17 protein-coding genes are annotated in these 16,640 nt (G+C 25.4%); 14 read left to right on the forward strand and 3 right to left on the reverse strand.

Annotation, left to right across the window (positions count from 1 at the left end; genetic code table 11):
- The first annotated feature begins 40 nt into the window (after window positions 1-40).
- The 3 genes from ABFX13_RS10960 to dltC are packed head-to-tail and all read left to right on the forward strand — an operon-like array spanning window position 41 to window position 2,952.
- Entirely contained in the window at window positions 41-1,555 is a 1,515-nt protein-coding gene (locus tag ABFX13_RS10960) for a D-alanine--poly(phosphoribitol) ligase (RefSeq protein WP_346045889.1), read from the forward strand.
- Entirely contained in the window at window positions 1,555-2,703 is a 1,149-nt protein-coding gene (gene dltB, locus ABFX13_RS10965; protein WP_346045891.1) for a D-alanyl-lipoteichoic acid biosynthesis protein DltB, read from the forward strand. Before ABFX13_RS10960 ends, dltB begins: the two co-directional genes overlap by 1 nt.
- An 18-nt stretch (window positions 2,704-2,721) precedes the next feature.
- Entirely contained in the window at window positions 2,722-2,952 is a 231-nt protein-coding gene (gene dltC, locus ABFX13_RS10970; protein WP_346045892.1) for a D-alanine--poly(phosphoribitol) ligase subunit DltC, read from the forward strand.
- A 72-nt stretch (window positions 2,953-3,024) separates the two neighbouring features.
- On the opposite strand, the gene ABFX13_RS10975 is transcribed toward dltC, so the two are convergent.
- Window positions 3,025-3,327, reverse strand: a complete 303-nt coding sequence (locus ABFX13_RS10975) for a hypothetical protein (protein WP_346045893.1) — start codon at window positions 3,325-3,327, stop codon at window positions 3,025-3,027.
- A gap of 179 nt (window positions 3,328-3,506) precedes the next feature.
- Between ABFX13_RS10975 and murJ the strand changes: the two genes are divergently transcribed.
- The 3 genes from murJ to ABFX13_RS10990 all read left to right on the forward strand — a co-directional run bounded on the left by murJ (window position 3,507) and on the right by ABFX13_RS10990 (window position 6,016).
- A complete protein-coding gene (gene murJ, locus ABFX13_RS10980) occupies window positions 3,507-5,054 on the forward strand; it encodes a murein biosynthesis integral membrane protein MurJ (RefSeq protein ID WP_346045895.1) in 1,548 nt (515 codons plus the stop codon).
- Window positions 5,055-5,188: 134 nt separating this feature from the next.
- A complete protein-coding gene (locus ABFX13_RS10985; protein ID WP_346045897.1) occupies window positions 5,189-5,311 on the forward strand; it encodes a hypothetical protein in 123 nt (40 codons plus the stop codon).
- A 147-nt stretch (window positions 5,312-5,458) separates the two neighbouring features.
- Window positions 5,459-6,016: an NUDIX hydrolase gene (locus ABFX13_RS10990; RefSeq protein ID WP_346045899.1), complete on the forward strand. Its 558-nt coding sequence runs from the start codon at window positions 5,459-5,461 to the stop codon at window positions 6,014-6,016.
- A 74-nt stretch (window positions 6,017-6,090) separates the two neighbouring features.
- On the opposite strand, the gene ABFX13_RS10995 is transcribed toward ABFX13_RS10990, so the two are convergent.
- Window positions 6,091-6,819 carry a hypothetical protein gene (locus ABFX13_RS10995; RefSeq protein WP_346045901.1) on the reverse strand — a complete coding sequence of 243 codons (729 nt, stop codon included), beginning with the start codon at window positions 6,817-6,819 and terminating at the stop codon, window positions 6,091-6,093.
- A gap of 212 nt (window positions 6,820-7,031) precedes the next feature.
- On the opposite strand from ABFX13_RS10995, the gene ABFX13_RS11000 reads away from it, so the two are divergent.
- Window positions 7,032-7,973, forward strand: coding sequence for a dipeptidase (locus ABFX13_RS11000; RefSeq protein WP_346045903.1), 942 nt, complete (start codon window positions 7,032-7,034; stop codon window positions 7,971-7,973).
- Between the two features lie 49 nt (window positions 7,974-8,022).
- On the opposite strand, the gene ABFX13_RS11005 is transcribed toward ABFX13_RS11000, so the two are convergent.
- Complete coding sequence (locus ABFX13_RS11005) at window positions 8,023-8,364, reverse strand: hypothetical protein (RefSeq protein WP_346045905.1); 342 nt, start codon at window positions 8,362-8,364, stop codon at window positions 8,023-8,025.
- 242 nt (window positions 8,365-8,606) lie between these two features.
- Here ABFX13_RS11005 and ABFX13_RS11010 point away from each other — a divergent pair, with 242 nt between their 5' ends.
- From ABFX13_RS11010 to ABFX13_RS11040, 7 genes are all read left to right on the forward strand, one after another.
- The gene (locus tag ABFX13_RS11010) at window positions 8,607-10,265 is read left to right on the forward strand and encodes an ECF transporter S component (protein ID WP_346045908.1); all 1,659 of its coding nucleotides are present in this window, start codon (window positions 8,607-8,609) and stop codon (window positions 10,263-10,265) included.
- A gap of 12 nt (window positions 10,266-10,277) precedes the next feature.
- Window positions 10,278-11,015, forward strand: a complete 738-nt coding sequence (locus tag ABFX13_RS11015; RefSeq protein WP_346045910.1) for a LytR/AlgR family response regulator transcription factor — start codon at window positions 10,278-10,280, stop codon at window positions 11,013-11,015.
- A 218-nt stretch (window positions 11,016-11,233) separates the two neighbouring features.
- Entirely contained in the window at window positions 11,234-12,934 is a 1,701-nt protein-coding gene (locus ABFX13_RS11020) for an ABC transporter ATP-binding protein (protein WP_346045912.1), read from the forward strand.
- 131 nt (window positions 12,935-13,065) lie between these two features.
- Window positions 13,066-13,647 (forward strand): GNAT family N-acetyltransferase, encoded by a 582-nt coding sequence (locus tag ABFX13_RS11025; RefSeq protein WP_346045914.1) that lies wholly within the window; start codon window positions 13,066-13,068, stop codon window positions 13,645-13,647.
- Between the two features lie 307 nt (window positions 13,648-13,954).
- Window positions 13,955-14,956: a peptidylprolyl isomerase gene (locus ABFX13_RS11030; RefSeq protein ID WP_346045916.1), complete on the forward strand. Its 1,002-nt coding sequence runs from the start codon at window positions 13,955-13,957 to the stop codon at window positions 14,954-14,956.
- Window positions 14,957-15,031: 75 nt separating this feature from the next.
- Window positions 15,032-15,379 carry a cupin domain-containing protein gene (locus tag ABFX13_RS11035; RefSeq protein ID WP_346045918.1) on the forward strand — a complete coding sequence of 116 codons (348 nt, stop codon included), beginning with the start codon at window positions 15,032-15,034 and terminating at the stop codon, window positions 15,377-15,379.
- Between the two features lie 179 nt (window positions 15,380-15,558).
- On the forward strand, window positions 15,559-16,640 hold a 1,082-nt coding region (locus ABFX13_RS11040; protein ID WP_346045920.1), incomplete at its 3' end, for an SH3 domain-containing protein.

Raw genomic sequence — 16,640 nt, forward strand, 5'->3', positions numbered from 1 at the left:
CCATTTATATACAATGAATTTTAATAAGGAGGATTAAGTAATGAAAATTATTGAAGGTATAAAAAAGTATGCAAACACAGATAGAATAGCATTAAAGTGTAATGAAGAAACTCTTTCTTACAAAGATTTGGATAAGTATTCAGAAGCAATAGCTTTGTTTTTAAAAGATATTTACAAAGAAGAAAACACACCAATAGTTATATATGGAAATAAAGAAAATCTTATAATGGCGTGTATGATAGGGGCTTTAAAGTCAGGAAGAGCGTATGTGCCTCTTGATATAAGTTTCCCTTTAGACAGAGTCTTTGAAGTAACAAAAGAAGTTAAACCTAAAGTAGTATTTAACTTTAGTGAAGAAAGTAACTTTGGAGATTTAAATGTAATTGATGAAGATAAACTTAAATGCATAATAAAAGAATACGAAGGAAAAACAATAGATAAAAGTAATTGGGTCAAAGAAGATGAAAATGCTTATATATTATTTACATCAGGAAGTACTGGAAAACCTAAAGGGGTTCAAATAAGTTCAAATAACTTAGACAGTTTTGTTGATTGGATTAGTCCTTATTTAAAAATTGATGGAAGCGAAAAGGTAATTATGAATCAAGCTGCATATTCATTTGACCTTTCAGTAACATCAATATACCCAGGATTAGTTCATGGAGCTACATTATTTTCTTTATCAAAGAAAGTATTAGCAGATTATAAAGAGTTATTTAATCAATTTGAAAAATCAAATATGTCAATTTGGGTTTCAACACCATCATTTGCAGGTGTATGTGTAACAGAAAACAGTTTTAATCATGAAATGTTACCAAAATTAGAATCTATGATATTTATAGGTGAAGCTTTACCAAAGAGTTTAACTAAAGAACTTTTAGAAAGATTCCCAAACACAAGAGTTATAAATGGATATGGGCCAACTGAGGCAACTGTGGGAGTTAGTGTAAATGATATGACACAAGAACTAATTGATGATGAGAAGAGTCTTCCAGTTGGATATCCTATGGAAAACTGTAAAATTAAAATTATCGATGAAGATGGAAATGAACTTAAAGAAAATGAAAAAGGGGAAATTGTAATAATAGGACCTTCAGTATCCAAAGGATATTTTAATAATAAAGAAAAAACGGATGAAGTATTTTATTATGATGAAATAAACGGAGTTAAACATAGAGCTTATAAAACTGGAGATATGGGTTATATGTTAGGAGGAAATATATATTATTGTGGAAGAAAAGACTTCCAAATAAAATTAAATGGATTTAGAATTGAAATAGAAGATATAGAAAATAATTTAAGAAAAGTTGATAATGTAAAAAATGCTATAGTTCTTCCTGTTTATAAGAATGAAAAAATTGCTTATTTAAAAGGTATTGTAGAATTAAAAGCAGATAACGAATTAAGCAATATTAAAAATGGTATGATAATTAAGAAGGAATTAGGAAAGTATATACCTTCATACATGATTCCAAGAAATATAAAAATTATAGATGAGTTTCCAACAAATATTAATGGAAAAATAGATAGAAAGAAACTTATGGAGGAAAATTAATGACTTTTTCACAATATGGAGATTATTTTTATCTTTATATATTACTATTAACAGCAATACCTGCAATAATTTTAGGATTAAGTGGTAAAAATATAAAATATTATGGTATGATAGCAAGTGCATTTATGATATTTTTAATAGTTGGAATAAATGTGCATTTATCATTTTTATTATGTTTTATAGTAATTGAAGTTATAGTAGTTAAAGGGTATGAATATGTAAGGAAGAAAACTGACAATAAATTTTTATATAGATTATTTTTATTAGCATCAATGTCTCCAATAATAATTAATAAAATTTCACCATACACATCATTTGGGGTTATTGGGTTTATAGGAATATCATATTTAAATTTTAGAACAATACAAATGGTTATTGAAATTTATGATGGAGCAATAAAAGAAGTTAAAATATCTACAATGCTTTACTTCGTATTATTTTTCCCAACATTAAGTTCAGGGCCTATTGATAGATCAAGAAGATTTGAAAAAGACTTAGAAACAAAAATACCAAAAGAGGAATATATAAATGACTATTTAATTCCAGGAGTAAAAAAAATAGTTATGGGTATTGGATATAAATATGTAGTTGCTTTTTTAGTCAATACATATTGGATGTCAAAAATACCATCTGAAATAAATTTTGTAAATGCCTTAAGTTATATGTATGCTTATAGTTTATATTTATTCTTTGACTTTGGTGGATACAGCTTATTTGCAGTAGGTACAAGTTATATATTTGGAGTAAAAGCTCCGGACAACTTTAATAAGCCTTTTATAAGTAAGGATATGAAAGAGTTTTGGACAAGATGGCATATAAGCCTTTCAAGATGGTTTGGAGACTATATTTTCTCAAGATATGTAATTGCATCTATAAGAAAGAAAAGATTTAAAAAAAGAGCTACAGCATCTCATGTTGCACAAATGATTACAATGATAGTTATGGGATTTTGGCATGGTCTAACATGGTTTTACATTGTTTATGGAATATATCAAGGGGCAGCACTTGTTTTAACTGATATATATCAAAAGAAATCTAAATTTTATAAAAAGCATAAAAAAGAGAAGTGGTTTGAATGTGTGCAAATTGTATTAACATTCCATATTGCATGCTTTGGATTATTAATTTTCTCAGGATATTTTGCTTAATTTAAGGAGGAATACAAAATGCAAGAAACAGTTATAGAAATTTTTGAAGATGTTTTAGGATGTGATGAGATAAGAGAAGATTTAGATCTTAATTTATTTGATGCAGGTCTTTTAGACTCATTAGCAATAATAGAAGTATTACTTGAGATTGAAGAAAGACTTGGTATAACACTTCAACCAACTGATTTAGAAAGAAGTGATATGGCTACAGTAAACAATTTAACTAAGTTTTTAGAGTCAAGAAAATAATAAGTGTAATTTGTATTAAGTAGTGTATTTTATTACAAATAAAAAAGGAGGAAGTAATTCCTCCTTCTTGTTTTATAATACATCACTATAATTCATGTATTCTATTATATCATTATAAATATCCACAACAGGAGCTATGTTTTTCATAGTATTATCAAAGTATAACTTTATAACATCATCAGTTTTATAAAGTATTAAATCTTTGTTATCTTGATTTATAAATGATATTGTTTTTTCACTATTATATTCATCTACATCAATAGTTTTTACTATGCAATTATGTTTACTTATTTTTGTTGCTATATTAAATAATAAATCATCACTACAATTATCTATTTGTAGCACTAAACAATGAAATGTAGTTTTAAAATTCATGGGAAACCTCCTCATATTAAGTCTAAATTTGGTATAAAATAATACCTTATAAGAATTTTAACACATTTAATAAGAAAAACAAATTTGCAAAATGTATAAAAATGCATATATAATATATAAAATAGATTAGATATGGAAATAATCAATCTTATATTTATAATTTTAGAGGAGAGAGTTTTATGTCAAAGGTTGCAAAAGCAGCAGTAGGTCTTATGGCTGCAACATTAATCGCTAAGATATTAGGATTTGGGCGCGAACTAGCACTAGCGTCGGCATATGGAGCATCTGGAACTAGTGATGCTTTCTTAGTAGCTATGAATATACCGGCAGTTATATTCTCGGCGATAGGAACATCATTAGGAACTGCATTTATACCACTTTATTGTGATTTAGATGCTAAAAAAGGAAAAAGAGCTTCACTTAAATTTACAAATAATGTTCTTAATATAGTTATTATACTTTGTTTAATAGTTTCATTAATAGGTGTTATTTTTACAGGACCTATAGTTAAGCTATTTGCAGTAGGATTTGAAGGAAAAACATTAGAACAGGCTATATACTTTACAAGAGTATTAATTCTTGGAATGTCGTTTTTAGGAATAAGTTATATAATGATGGCATTTTTACAAGTTAAAGAAAACTTTATAATACCAGGACTTATGTCTGTTCCATATAATATACTTATAATTGCATCAATATTTTTAAGTATTATGATAAATCCAAACTTATTACCTTGGGGTACATTATTCGGATTATCTCTACAATTTATATTCCAATATCCTTTTGCTCGTAAAAAAGGATATAGATATAGACCATATATCAACTTAAAAGATAAATATTTAAAGAAAATGTTATGGTTAATAGGACCTGTTTTAATAGGGGTTGCGGTTACTCAAATTAATACTATTGTAGATAGAACTATAGCATCTACTCTTGTAGAAGGGAGTATATCTGCACTTAACTATGCTACTAAGTTAAATCAATTTGTTATGGGTATGTTTATAGTTTCAATATCTTCTGTTATATATCCAATGCTTTCTAAGTTATCAACGGAAAATAATCAAAAGAAGTTTAAAGAATCTATAGTAACTGCTATAAATGTAGTTATATTAATAATAATACCAATATCAGTAGGAGCTATAATATTAGCAACTCCTATTGTTAGATTGTTATTTGAAAGAGGGCATTTTGATGCTAGAGCTACTCAAATGACATCAGTAGCATTAGTATTTTACTCAGTAGGTATGCTAGGCTTTGGATTAAGAGATATATTAGGTAAAATATTTTATTCATTACAAGATACTAAAACACCTATGATAAATGGTATTATAGCGATGTTTTTAAATATAATACTAAATCTAGCATTCGTTAAATACACTGATATGCAATTAGGAGGATTAGCATTTGCAACTAGTATATCTTCATTAGCTACAATTTCACTATTAGCTTTTAGTTTAAGAAGAAAAATAGGTGCATTTGGTGGTAAGAAAATTATAACTGTACTTATAAAAGCTATAGTATCAGCTCTTATAATGGCATTTGTAACTAGATTCACATATAATATATTAGATTTAATATTGAGCGATGGATTTATACAAAGTACAATTAAATTAGGAGTTTCTGTTGGATTAGGAGCTATAGTATATGGAATAAGTATAGTAGTTTTAAGAGTTGGTGAAGTTAAGCTAATGGTAAAAATGCTAAGCAGTAAAGTAAAACATAAATAATAAATAAAAAACTACAGTTGAATAGCTGTAGTTTTTTTATTGATGATATTTAAAATAAATATTGAATTACAATGTCATAATTTGTTAATTATCATAATATATATTATTAATACTTTGTAGGAGGTATTTTTAATATGAATATGTCAAGAAGTATTAGAATAACTAAAAATAGACAAAGTAAATTATATACATTAATAGCTATAGTTGATGTAGTAGTATTAGCAGCATCTTTTGGAGTAATAATAGCAAATTGGTAGAATAAAAAAGAAACTATCTCATTTGAGATAGTTTCTTTAATTTATAAAACTGAAAAGTTATTATGATTTAAGTTAAGTTATTTTTTATTTTGATTATTATACAAAAATATGTTTATATAATAGTATATATTTAAGGAGGGTAAGATTATGAAATACATAGATGATATAAAAAAGTATAGTCCTTTTAATGAACAAGAAAGAAAAGATAAAAATATAATATTAGATTGTATAAATAAATACGAAAATATATTAACTCGAGAAAATGAAATTTGTCATATAACAAGTTCGGGATTTATTGTAAATAAAAGAAGAGACAAAGTTTTAATGATTCATCATAATATATATAATTCTTGGGGATGGACTGGTGGTCATGCAGATGGAGATAAGGACTTATTAAATGTTGCTATAAAGGAAGCGATAGAGGAAACTGGAGTGAAAAATGTATATCCAATAACAAATGATATATGTTCTATAGAGATTTTACCAGTAAACTCTCATATAAAAAAAGGTAAATACGTGGCTTCACATTTGCATTTATCTGTAGCATATATACTAGAGGCTAATGAAGAAGATGAGCTATTTATAAAAGAAGATGAAAATAGTGGTGTAAGATGGATATTAATGGATGAAATAGACAAGTATGTTAATGAAGAACATATGATAGGTGTTTATAACAAGATTATAAATAAAGCTAAAAATATATAGATTTAATAAAAAATTATTAGGGCTATAATATAATAAGCCCTAATAAATTTTTAAAGTATTAGAGACTTTAAGATTTAAGACAATTCATTACAATCTAGACCACAAGACTTAATCATATTGTAAAGTTTTGATTTAGGGCATGATTTTTTAGATTTTGAAACTTGATAAGAATATCCTTTATATTCATTAGAAGTTTTTATAAAGTATTTATATATAGATAGATTAAATATATTTTCTTCTAATCCAAAATTCATATAATTTAAATAAGAATCTTCCAAATCTGGATTTTCTGAAAGTAAATTACATATTTGAGATTTTATAAATGATAAATCAGCTATGAGTTGTTTTGTATTTATATCTAATTCATCGTTTATGAATATGAAATCACGTGAGCTATTAGTTAGAATTGATAGGATATCGTATTGAGTATGTTTTATCTTTGGCATTATAGAATTATATAAAAAGAATAAATTTCCTAGTTTTTTTTCTAATTCAAATTCACCTTTTAATACTAAACGTATAGATTTTAATTCTTTAGGAGATGAAACTTTAAGTTGATTACCTTTATTAAAAACTATATTAGTAGGAAATGATATATCTTTAAAATCTATAGAATTAGTCAATACACCGTCTTCAACTTTAAAAAATTCCTCACCATGATGAATGATAAAACTTTCGCCATAATTATAATAAAGTGTTTTTGTTGGTACTTTATCACCAAATTTAAATTCTATCAAATTTTTATAAGATTTAATTATTTTATTATCAATTAATGATGGATAATAGAAACATTCAAACAACATAAAATCCTCCTATTTTATATAATAATAATTTGTTAAAAAATTATTCATTACTTACTTTAAATATAGCTAATAACTTTATATATTTCAAGCTAATAAATATAATAAAATAGTGCTGTAAGTATTAATAAACGACATAAACATTTGTATAGTCATTTAATATAATCATAACTATAATATTAGTATATAATTTAATTACTAGGGGAGGATTTAAAATGAAATTCATAGATTTGCATTGTGATACAATAGATAAATTAATAAGTATTAAGGAAGATGATAAGCTAAAAATAAATTCTCATTCTGTGGATATAGAAAAATTAATGAAAGGTAACTGTTTAGCTCAAACTTTTGCTTTGTATGTAGATATAGAAAATTGTAAAGAACCAAATAAGCATTGTATGAATATGGTTAATAAGTTTCATAAAGAGGTAAATTTAAATGATGATTTAATAAGTTTGGCAACTAATTATAAAGAAATAATTGATAATGAAAAAAAAGGTAAGGTAAGTGCATTATTATCTATAGAAGAAGGTGCTGTTTTAGAAGGTAATATAGAAAATTTAAATAAGTTTTATAATTTAGGAGTAAGGATGATAACTTTAACATGGAATCATGAAAATGAAATAGGATATCCCCACATTAAACCTGAATATAATGCAAAAGGATTAAAAGATTTTGGAATAGAAGTAGTAAATAAAATGAATGAGCTAGGGATGATAGTAGATGTATCACATTTATCAGATGCAGGATTTTATGATGTAGCAAAATTATCTAAAACACCATTTATAGCAACTCATTCAAATGCGAGGAAGATAACTAATCATAGTAGAAACTTAACTGATGACATGATAAAAACTTTAGCTAATTCAGGTGGAGTTACAGGAATAAATTTCTGTAGTGCATTTATAGGAGATACTCCTAAGACTATGATAAAAGATATGATAAATCATATAAAACATATAAAAAACATTGGTGGAATAGATGTTATAGCATTAGGGTCTGATTTTGATGGAATAGGATGTGAGGTTGAAATAAAGGATGCTAGCGAAATGGGAAAACTTGCAATACAATTAGAAAGAGAAGGCTTTAAAACTGAAGAGATAGAAAAAATATATTATAAAAATGCATTAAGAGTAATAAAGGATGTAATGAAATAAAATAATAAAAGGCCATGTATAAAATAAATACATGGCCTTTTATTATTTATTATTTTATTAACTCTAAGTATCCACTTGGATGGAAATAGTAGATATGTGAAGTATTTTCATCAACAAAATATGCCATATCAGTATCTACATTTGGTAAGAATACATAGCCTTTTAATCCTTTTTCTTGTAAAGTTTTAAAATTATCTGAAATTCCTTTGAATATGTAATTTACTTTATTGTTATTATTTATTAAAAGCTTTTCTGCATCAGCTTGAGTTAATGTTGTTTGCTGTTTTACAGATGATGTAGTATTTCCTTGTGCAAATGATATTTCATGAGTAGGATTTATTAAGAATAATCCTCCAACTAATACTGATAAAACTAATATTGATTTTTTCATATGTAAAACCTCTTTTCTTTTTTATATTTATTTATGTTATTATAATTTCTTTTCTTTATCTTTCTATATATAAATATTAACATAGAAAAATTTTATATAACAGTTACACCCTTGTTACCTTGGATTACAAAATTGTAATTAAAAAAATGTTTAAAATTAAAGTTGTAAAATCAACACATATACTCTTTGTATATAGTATTATATAATAACTATATAGAAAAAATTGGTACGGAGATGGTTTTGTGACAAATCGTATAATAGCAATTGAATTGATGGAAAAAACTAGTTTTTTGATAGTTATATTAATATTGATTAGTAAAATAAATTTTTTTAAACGTATATTACAAAGTGAACAAAATAGTAAATTAAATTTGATTATAATTTCAGGAATATTTAGTGGAATTGCAATTATAGGAACTTACATAGGAATTGATGTGAACGGTTCTATTGCTAATGTAAGAAATATAGCTATAGTATCAGGTGGAATTTTATTTGGACCTATAGTAGGTATAATATCTGGATCAGTAGCGGGTATGCATAGATTTTTAATTGATATAAATGGGATAACATCTCTACCATGTCTTATAACAAGTATAATTGCTGGTACATTGTCAGGTTATTTATGTGACAAAACTCCTAATGATAAAAAGTGGTTAATTGGAATTATATGTGGGATATTTGTAGAGAGTATAGGGATGCAAATAATACTTTTATTATCAAAGCCTTATAAAGAAGCTAATTTAATTGTGCACTACATATACGTGCCTATGATAATAGGTCAAATGGGAACTGGATTTTTAATATCTATATTACAAAGTTTAAAAAAGGAAAAAGAACAAATTGCAGCTAAGCAAGCAAAATTAGCTTTAGATATAACTAATGAAACTCTACCTTATTTTAGAAATATGAATAAGGATTCATTATATAAGGTTTGCGAAATAATAAAAGATGATATAGGAGCTGATGCAGTTTCTATAACAAATAAAAAAACTGTTTTAGCGTATGTAGGAATAGGTGAAGAATATTTTAAAGAAAAGACTAAAACATTAAGCAGTATAACTAAGGAATGCATATATAAGGGAGACATTATATATGTAAAAGAAACTAAAGAAGAATATTTTGCTGATCAAAAAACACCACTAAAGACAGCTATGTTAATCCCGCTAAAAGAAAAAAATGAAACTATAGGAACACTTAAAATATATTATTCAAAACAAAGAGAAATAACAGATTCTCAACAAGCTCTAGCTATAGGGTTATCACAAATGATATCTACATTAATGGAATTATCAAAACTTGAGAAGATAAAAGAAGCTGCAAATAAAGCAGAAATAAAAGTTTTACAGACTCAAATTAATCCACACTTTTTATTTAATGCATTAAATACGATAACTTCATTTATAAGAATTAATCCAGATAGTGCAAGAAGTTTAATCATAAATTTAGCTACTTTTTTAAGATATAATCTAGAATTTAGTGATACTGTAATAGATATAAAAAAAGAATTAGAACAAGTTAAAGCTTATGTTGAAATTGAGAAAGCCAGATTTGGAGATAAGTTAAATGTTATATATGATATAGATGAAAAAATTAATGTAAAGATACCTAGCTTAATAATTCAACCATTAGTTGAAAATGCAATTATTCATGGTATAAGAAACAATGGAGGAAAAGGAACTGTAAAAATAACAGTTAAAAATAGTGATTATAAGACTATTGTAAGTGTAGAAAATAATGGGATTACAATTGATGATGAAATCATAAATAAAGTTAAAAATGGAAATATGCCAGAAAATAAAATAGGACTTTATAATGTTCATCTAAGAATAAAACTTATGTATGGAAATGGGTTAGTTATAAAAAAGTTAAACCCAGGTACAAAAATAGAGTTTTCAATATAGGAGGATTAAATTATGAATTGTATTATAGTTGAAGATGAGTTTCCAGCAAGAGAAGAACTTAAATATTTTATAAAAAATTATAGTGATATAAAAATTATAAGTGAATTTGATAATGGCTTAGATGTACTAAAGTTTATACAAGAAAATGTTATAGATATTATATTTTTAGATATAAATATACCTATGTTAGATGGAATGTTGCTTGCTAAAACTATAGATAAATTTAAATTTAAACCTAAAATAGTATTTATTACAGCATATAAAGAACATGCAGTTAAAGCTTTTGAATTAGAAGCATTTGATTATGTGTTAAAGCCATATTCTGATCAAAGAATAATAAATACATTAGATAAGTTAAAAGATAGTGAAATTGAATTGAAAAATAGAAGACAGTGCAACATAGAGGAAAAGACAGATATGCATGATACTGTAACTTTATGGAAAGATGATAAAATGGTAGTTTTAAAATCTAGTGATATATATTACTGTGAAGCAAGAGAAAGAGATACTATAGTTTATTCAATCGATAATAAGTATATAGTTAAAAGTTCTATCTCTGAATTTTACAAAAGTATTTCAGCAAATTATTTTTTTAAGACTCATAGATCATATATTGTAAATGTAAATAAAATAAAAGAAATAATACCATGGTTTAACAGTACATATATACTAAAGTTAAAAGATATAGATAGAGAAATACCTGTTAGTAGAAGTAATATAAAAGAATTTAGAAATATTATGCATATATAAATTTAGAAACGAGTATATTTAAAAAATAATGATTTTTCTATATGTTATGTAACTTATTTAAGAATAAAATACATATTTTTAGAATAGTCATATAATTGATTAAACTTAAATATATATGTTAAAACTTGCAAAAATAATTAAATTTAGAATATAATTAAAAAATTCTAATACATTTATTAGGTTTTGGGTATATAATATTAGAGAAATGGAGGTATTTTATGTTAAAAGAATTTATTAAGTATTATAAACCATATAAAAAATTATTTATACTTGATTTATTAGCAGCTTTTACAGTTGCTTTGTGTGATTTAGTTTATCCGATGATAACTAGAAATATAATGAATGAAGTTGTGCCAAATAAAGATTTAAGAATGTTAATGGTATTTGCTATAAGCTTACTATTAATATTTATAATAAAGGCAGGATTAAATTACTTTATGCAATATTGGGGACATGTAGTAGGTGTAAGAATGCAAGCAGATATGAGAAGTTATGTATTTACTCATCTACAAAAACTTCCTAATCAGTATTTTAATAATAATAAATCTGGGGTTATAATGTCTAGGATTATAAATGACCTTATGGAAGTTTCAGAACTTGCACACCATGGTCCAGAAGATTTATTTGTATCTTTAGTTATGTTAGTTGGTTCATTTTTAATACTTCTTAGAATTAATGTCCCACTTACACTAATTGTATTTGCAATATTACCGTTTATACTTTTATATGCTATAACTCAGAGAAAAAGAATGAATAGAGCATTTAAAGAAACTAGGGTAAAAACTGGTGATGTAAATGCTACTTTAGAAAATAGTATAGCAGGAATGAGAGTTACAAAATCATTTTGTACTGAAAAGCAAGAACTTGAAAAGTTTAATGAATCTAATAATATATTTAGACATGCAAGAGAAAGTGCTTATAAGGTTATGGCACAATATTTTTCTGGAATGTTTTTATTTATAGATGTCCTAGAATTGGTAGTTTTAATAGTAGCAGGGTATTTTACTTATATGCACTATATAAATTTAGGAGATTTTGCAGCATATCTTTTATATGTAAAAATGTTTATACAACCTATTAGAAAATTAATAAACTTTACAGAACAATACCAAAATGGTATGACAGGATTTGAAAGATTTACAGAGATAATAAATGAAGAAACTGAAAAAGAAGCTAAAAATCCTATAGAGCTTAAAGATGTAAAAGGAAATATAGAAATAGAAAATGTATCTTTTACTTATGAAGATGATAATGAAGTATTTAGTAATCTTACATTATCTATAGAAGCAGGAAAAACAGTAGCATTAGTCGGACCATCAGGTGGTGGGAAAACTACATTGTGTAATCTTATCCCTAGATTTTTTGATTTCTCTGAGGGAGATATTAAAATAGATGGTAAAAGCATTAAAGAGGTGAGTTTAAATTCACTTAGAAAAAATATTGGAGTTGTTGCACAAGATGTATTTTTATTTACTGGAACTATAAAAGAAAATATAATAATAGGTAAATCAGATGCAACAGATGAAGAAGTAATAGATGCTTGCAAAAAAGCAAGAATACATGAATTTATAATGACATTACCGCAAGGTTATGATACTTATGTAGGTGAAAGAGGAGTTAAGTTATCTGGAGGTCAAAAGCAAAGAATTTCTATAGCGAGAATTTTCCTTAAAAATCCACCTATAATGATACTAGATGAAGCTACATCAGCACTTGATAATGTTACTGAATATGAAATACAAAAATCACTAGAAGAGCTAGGGAGAAATAGAACTAATTTAGTTGTAGCTCATAGATTATCGACAATACAAAATGCAGATGAAATAATAGTTTTAACAGAAAATGGAATAGAGGAAAGAGGAACTCATAAAGAACTTATTGAAAAATCAGGAGTTTACTCAAAGCTTCACAGAAAATAAAATGATTAATTAAGGTATAAAGTAGATATTTTTTAATATCTCTTTATATCTTTTTTTATACATGCATTAACAATTTTAAAAATATAAGCATATTAAATAATATTATTGAAATTTAAGGAGGTAATTATCATATGAAAGATTCTATATATCCTCAAATGAAAATAATAGAAAGTAATAGATATATATTAAGACCTATAACCTTAGAAGATGCAACTAGTATGTTTGAATATTATAGTCAAGAGAAAGTAGTAAAGTATTTACCTATAAAAGTACACAAATCTATAAGTGAAACAAAGCGATTTATACGAAAAAACTTTATAGATAGTTATAAAAAAGGAAATGTAAATCATTGGGCAATTATAGATAAGCATAATAAAAAATTAATAGGAAATATAGGTTTAAATAATGTTTCTGAAAAAGATACAGAAGCATATATGGGTATATGTGTAAATCCATTGTACTGGGGAAATGATATAGCAACAGATCTGACGAAATACTTATTAGAATATGGATTTAAATTTTTAAAACTAGAAAAATTAATAGCAACAACTTATGAAGATAATAAAAAATCAACAAAATCTTTGAAGAATTTAGGATTTAAGTATGTAACAACTTATAATAAAAAAATTGTAACAAAAAACAAAGTAAGATACGTTAAATGCCATAGATATGAATTGTCTAGAAAAGAATACGTATTATCAAGATATTTATAATTAATGAAATTTATAATAAAAAAAGTATGGATAAATAATTCATACTTTTTTTAGGACATTTTAATAATTAAAATATAATTCGATATCTATTATAAATTAAGTTGATTACGAAAAATATTCTGAATATTATTATAGTTTAAAAAAAATAAAATGTAAATATAATTTTAAAATAAATTATATTTTTACTTTATTTTTTAATGTGAAAAATACATATAATAAAAAATATTTTGTATTCATATAGAATTCACATCTATAATGTAGAGTATTTATAAACAATTTAAAATTATAAAAGGAGTTTAAATAAAATATGGATAAAGAAAAAAAGAATTTAAGTAAAAAAATACTAATTGTATTAGGTATTCTAACTGTAGGAATAGGTTCCGGATTTTATATAGGAAAGGAAAAAGGAAGAGTTTTACCAGCAACAAGTAGAAATTATAGTGATAATAAGATAATAGCAACAGTTGGAGATGTGAAGATAAAAGAAAAAGAATTAAAAAACAGAATGGAACCTATATTTTATATGAATGGAAAAACTAAAATGACTGATGAGCAGATAGATTATTATGAACAAAATATGATAGATTATATAACAACTACAGAAATGTTATATCAAGAAGGGGTTAAAAATAAAATTAAAGTAGATAAAAAGGATATAGAAAGTCAATATAAGTCGTTAATGACAACTATATCTCAAAGTTTTGGGTTAGATGAAGAGAGTTATTTAAAGAAATTTAAATTAACAAAAGATGAAATTAAAAAAACAATAGAAAAAGAAACTATAGCAACAAAAGAAATAGAAAAAGAATCTAATATAAGAGATAAAGATGTTGAGAAATATTATAATGAAAACAAAGATAAGTTTAATGAAGTAAAAGCATCACATATATTAATTAAAAATACAGATGAAAATGATAAGAAATTAGATGAAGCTAAATTAAAGGAAAATAAAAAAATAGCTGAAGATGTGTTAAAAAAAGCACTAGAAGGAGTAAGTTTCGAAGAGTTAGCAAAAAAGTATTCTGAGGATACAAGTGCTCAAAGTGGAGGAGATTTAGGTTTCTTTGGAAAGGGACAGATGGTTTCTGAATTTGAGAATGTAGCATTTAAATTAAATAAAGGAGAAATAAGTCCAAAACTTGTAGAAACAAAATATGGATATCATATAATAAAGAAAACAGATGAGAGAATGAAGTCTTTAGAAGATGTAAAGGAATCATTAAAAGAACAATTAATGTTAGAAAAACAAAATACCTTTATAGAAAAGCTAACTAAAAAATATAAAGTTGATGTAAAAAATAAATTATAAAATTTTAGCTCTCATGTATGATTATGTTTTGTAAATATGTTAAAATTATAGTAATCATATAGGGGGGAGATTTAAATGATAAAAAGGCCACAAGAATTAACTGTTAATAAAGTAAATAAGTTAAGAGATGGTAGAGGAACTACTACTATGTATCATTTAATTGAAGGAAAAGAATTAAAAGGAAGAGCTAAATTAATATCTAAATTAGTTTTAGATCCGGGAGCATCTATAGGAGTGCATGATCATACTACTGATTTTGAAGTATATTACATACTAAAAGGTGAAGGAAGAGTTTTAGATAATGGATTTATGCAACCTATAGGTTCAGGAGATGTAGTTTATACAGCAGATGGAGACTCTCATTATTTAGAAAATACTGGAGATGAAGAGTTAGAAATCTTAGCTATAGTTATAAATGAATAAAAGAGATGGGATATTCCCATCTCTTTTATTTTTATGCAAGTAAAAAATACATATTAAATGGTGTTTTTTTACTTATAAAGAAAAAGTTACAAAATTTTAACCTTTTATATTTAATATATATATAAATTGTCGTATAATTAACTTAAGTATATGATATCAACAGAATGGGGGAATATGTGTTGAAGCGAAAAATAGCAATGGCTACTCTGGCATTAATACCATTGACAGCTACAAATGCATTTGCGTCTAACCAAGAAGGAATAGTAACAGCAACATCATTAAATGTAAGAAGTGGGCCTTCAACTGGTCATTCAGTTATTTTTATGGTTAAAAAAAATGAGAAGGTTACTATACTTCAAAGTGATAATGGATGGTATAAAATAAGTGCGGCAAATGGAAAAAGTGGTTGGGTTTCTAGTGAATATATAAGTACAAATATAAGTAATACCAATCAATCAACTAATAAAAAAATAGTTAATGTAAATAATCTCAACATGAGAAGTGGAGCATCTACAAGTTATAGAGTGATTGCTAAGTTGAGTAAAGGAAGTATTGTAGAATTACTATCAGAAAATAATGGATGGTCAAAGATAAAATATGATGGAAGATTAGGATATGTATCAAGTGAATTTTTATCCAACATAGATAATAATATACCAGATAAAAAACCTGAGACACCATCTGAAGCATTACCAGATACAGTGATAACAAAAATAAAAGTAGTAACAGCAACATCTTTAAACGTAAGAAGTGGTCCGTCAACAAGCAATGCTTTGATAGGAAGTTTAAGAAACAATGAAAAAGTAGAAGTGATATCAGAAAACAACGGATGGGCAAAGATAAAGTATAATGGAAGATTAGGATATGTATCAAGTGTTTATTTAAAAGATGCCGGAGATAATAACACAAATACTAATCAAAATCCAGGTGAAAAACCAAATGAAGGAGCTGTGAAAACAAAAGTAGTAACAGCAACAACATTAAATGTAAGAAGTGGACCATCAACAAGCCATGGATTAATAGGAACGTTAAAACATAATGAAAGAGTAGAAGTGATATCAGAAAGTAATGGATGGTCAAAGATAAAATATAAAGGAAAAGAAGCGTACGTATCAAGTGATTACTTAAAAGATGCTGGAGATAGTAATACAAATACTAATCCAAATCCAGGTGAAAAACCAAATGAAGGAACTGTGAAAACAAAAGTAGTAACAGCAACATCATTAAACGTAAGAAGTGGACCATCAACAAGTCATGGATT

This window comes from Paraclostridium tenue, from assembly GCF_039521565.1.
Lineage (GTDB): Bacteria > Bacillota > Clostridia > Peptostreptococcales > Peptostreptococcaceae > Paraclostridium > Paraclostridium tenue.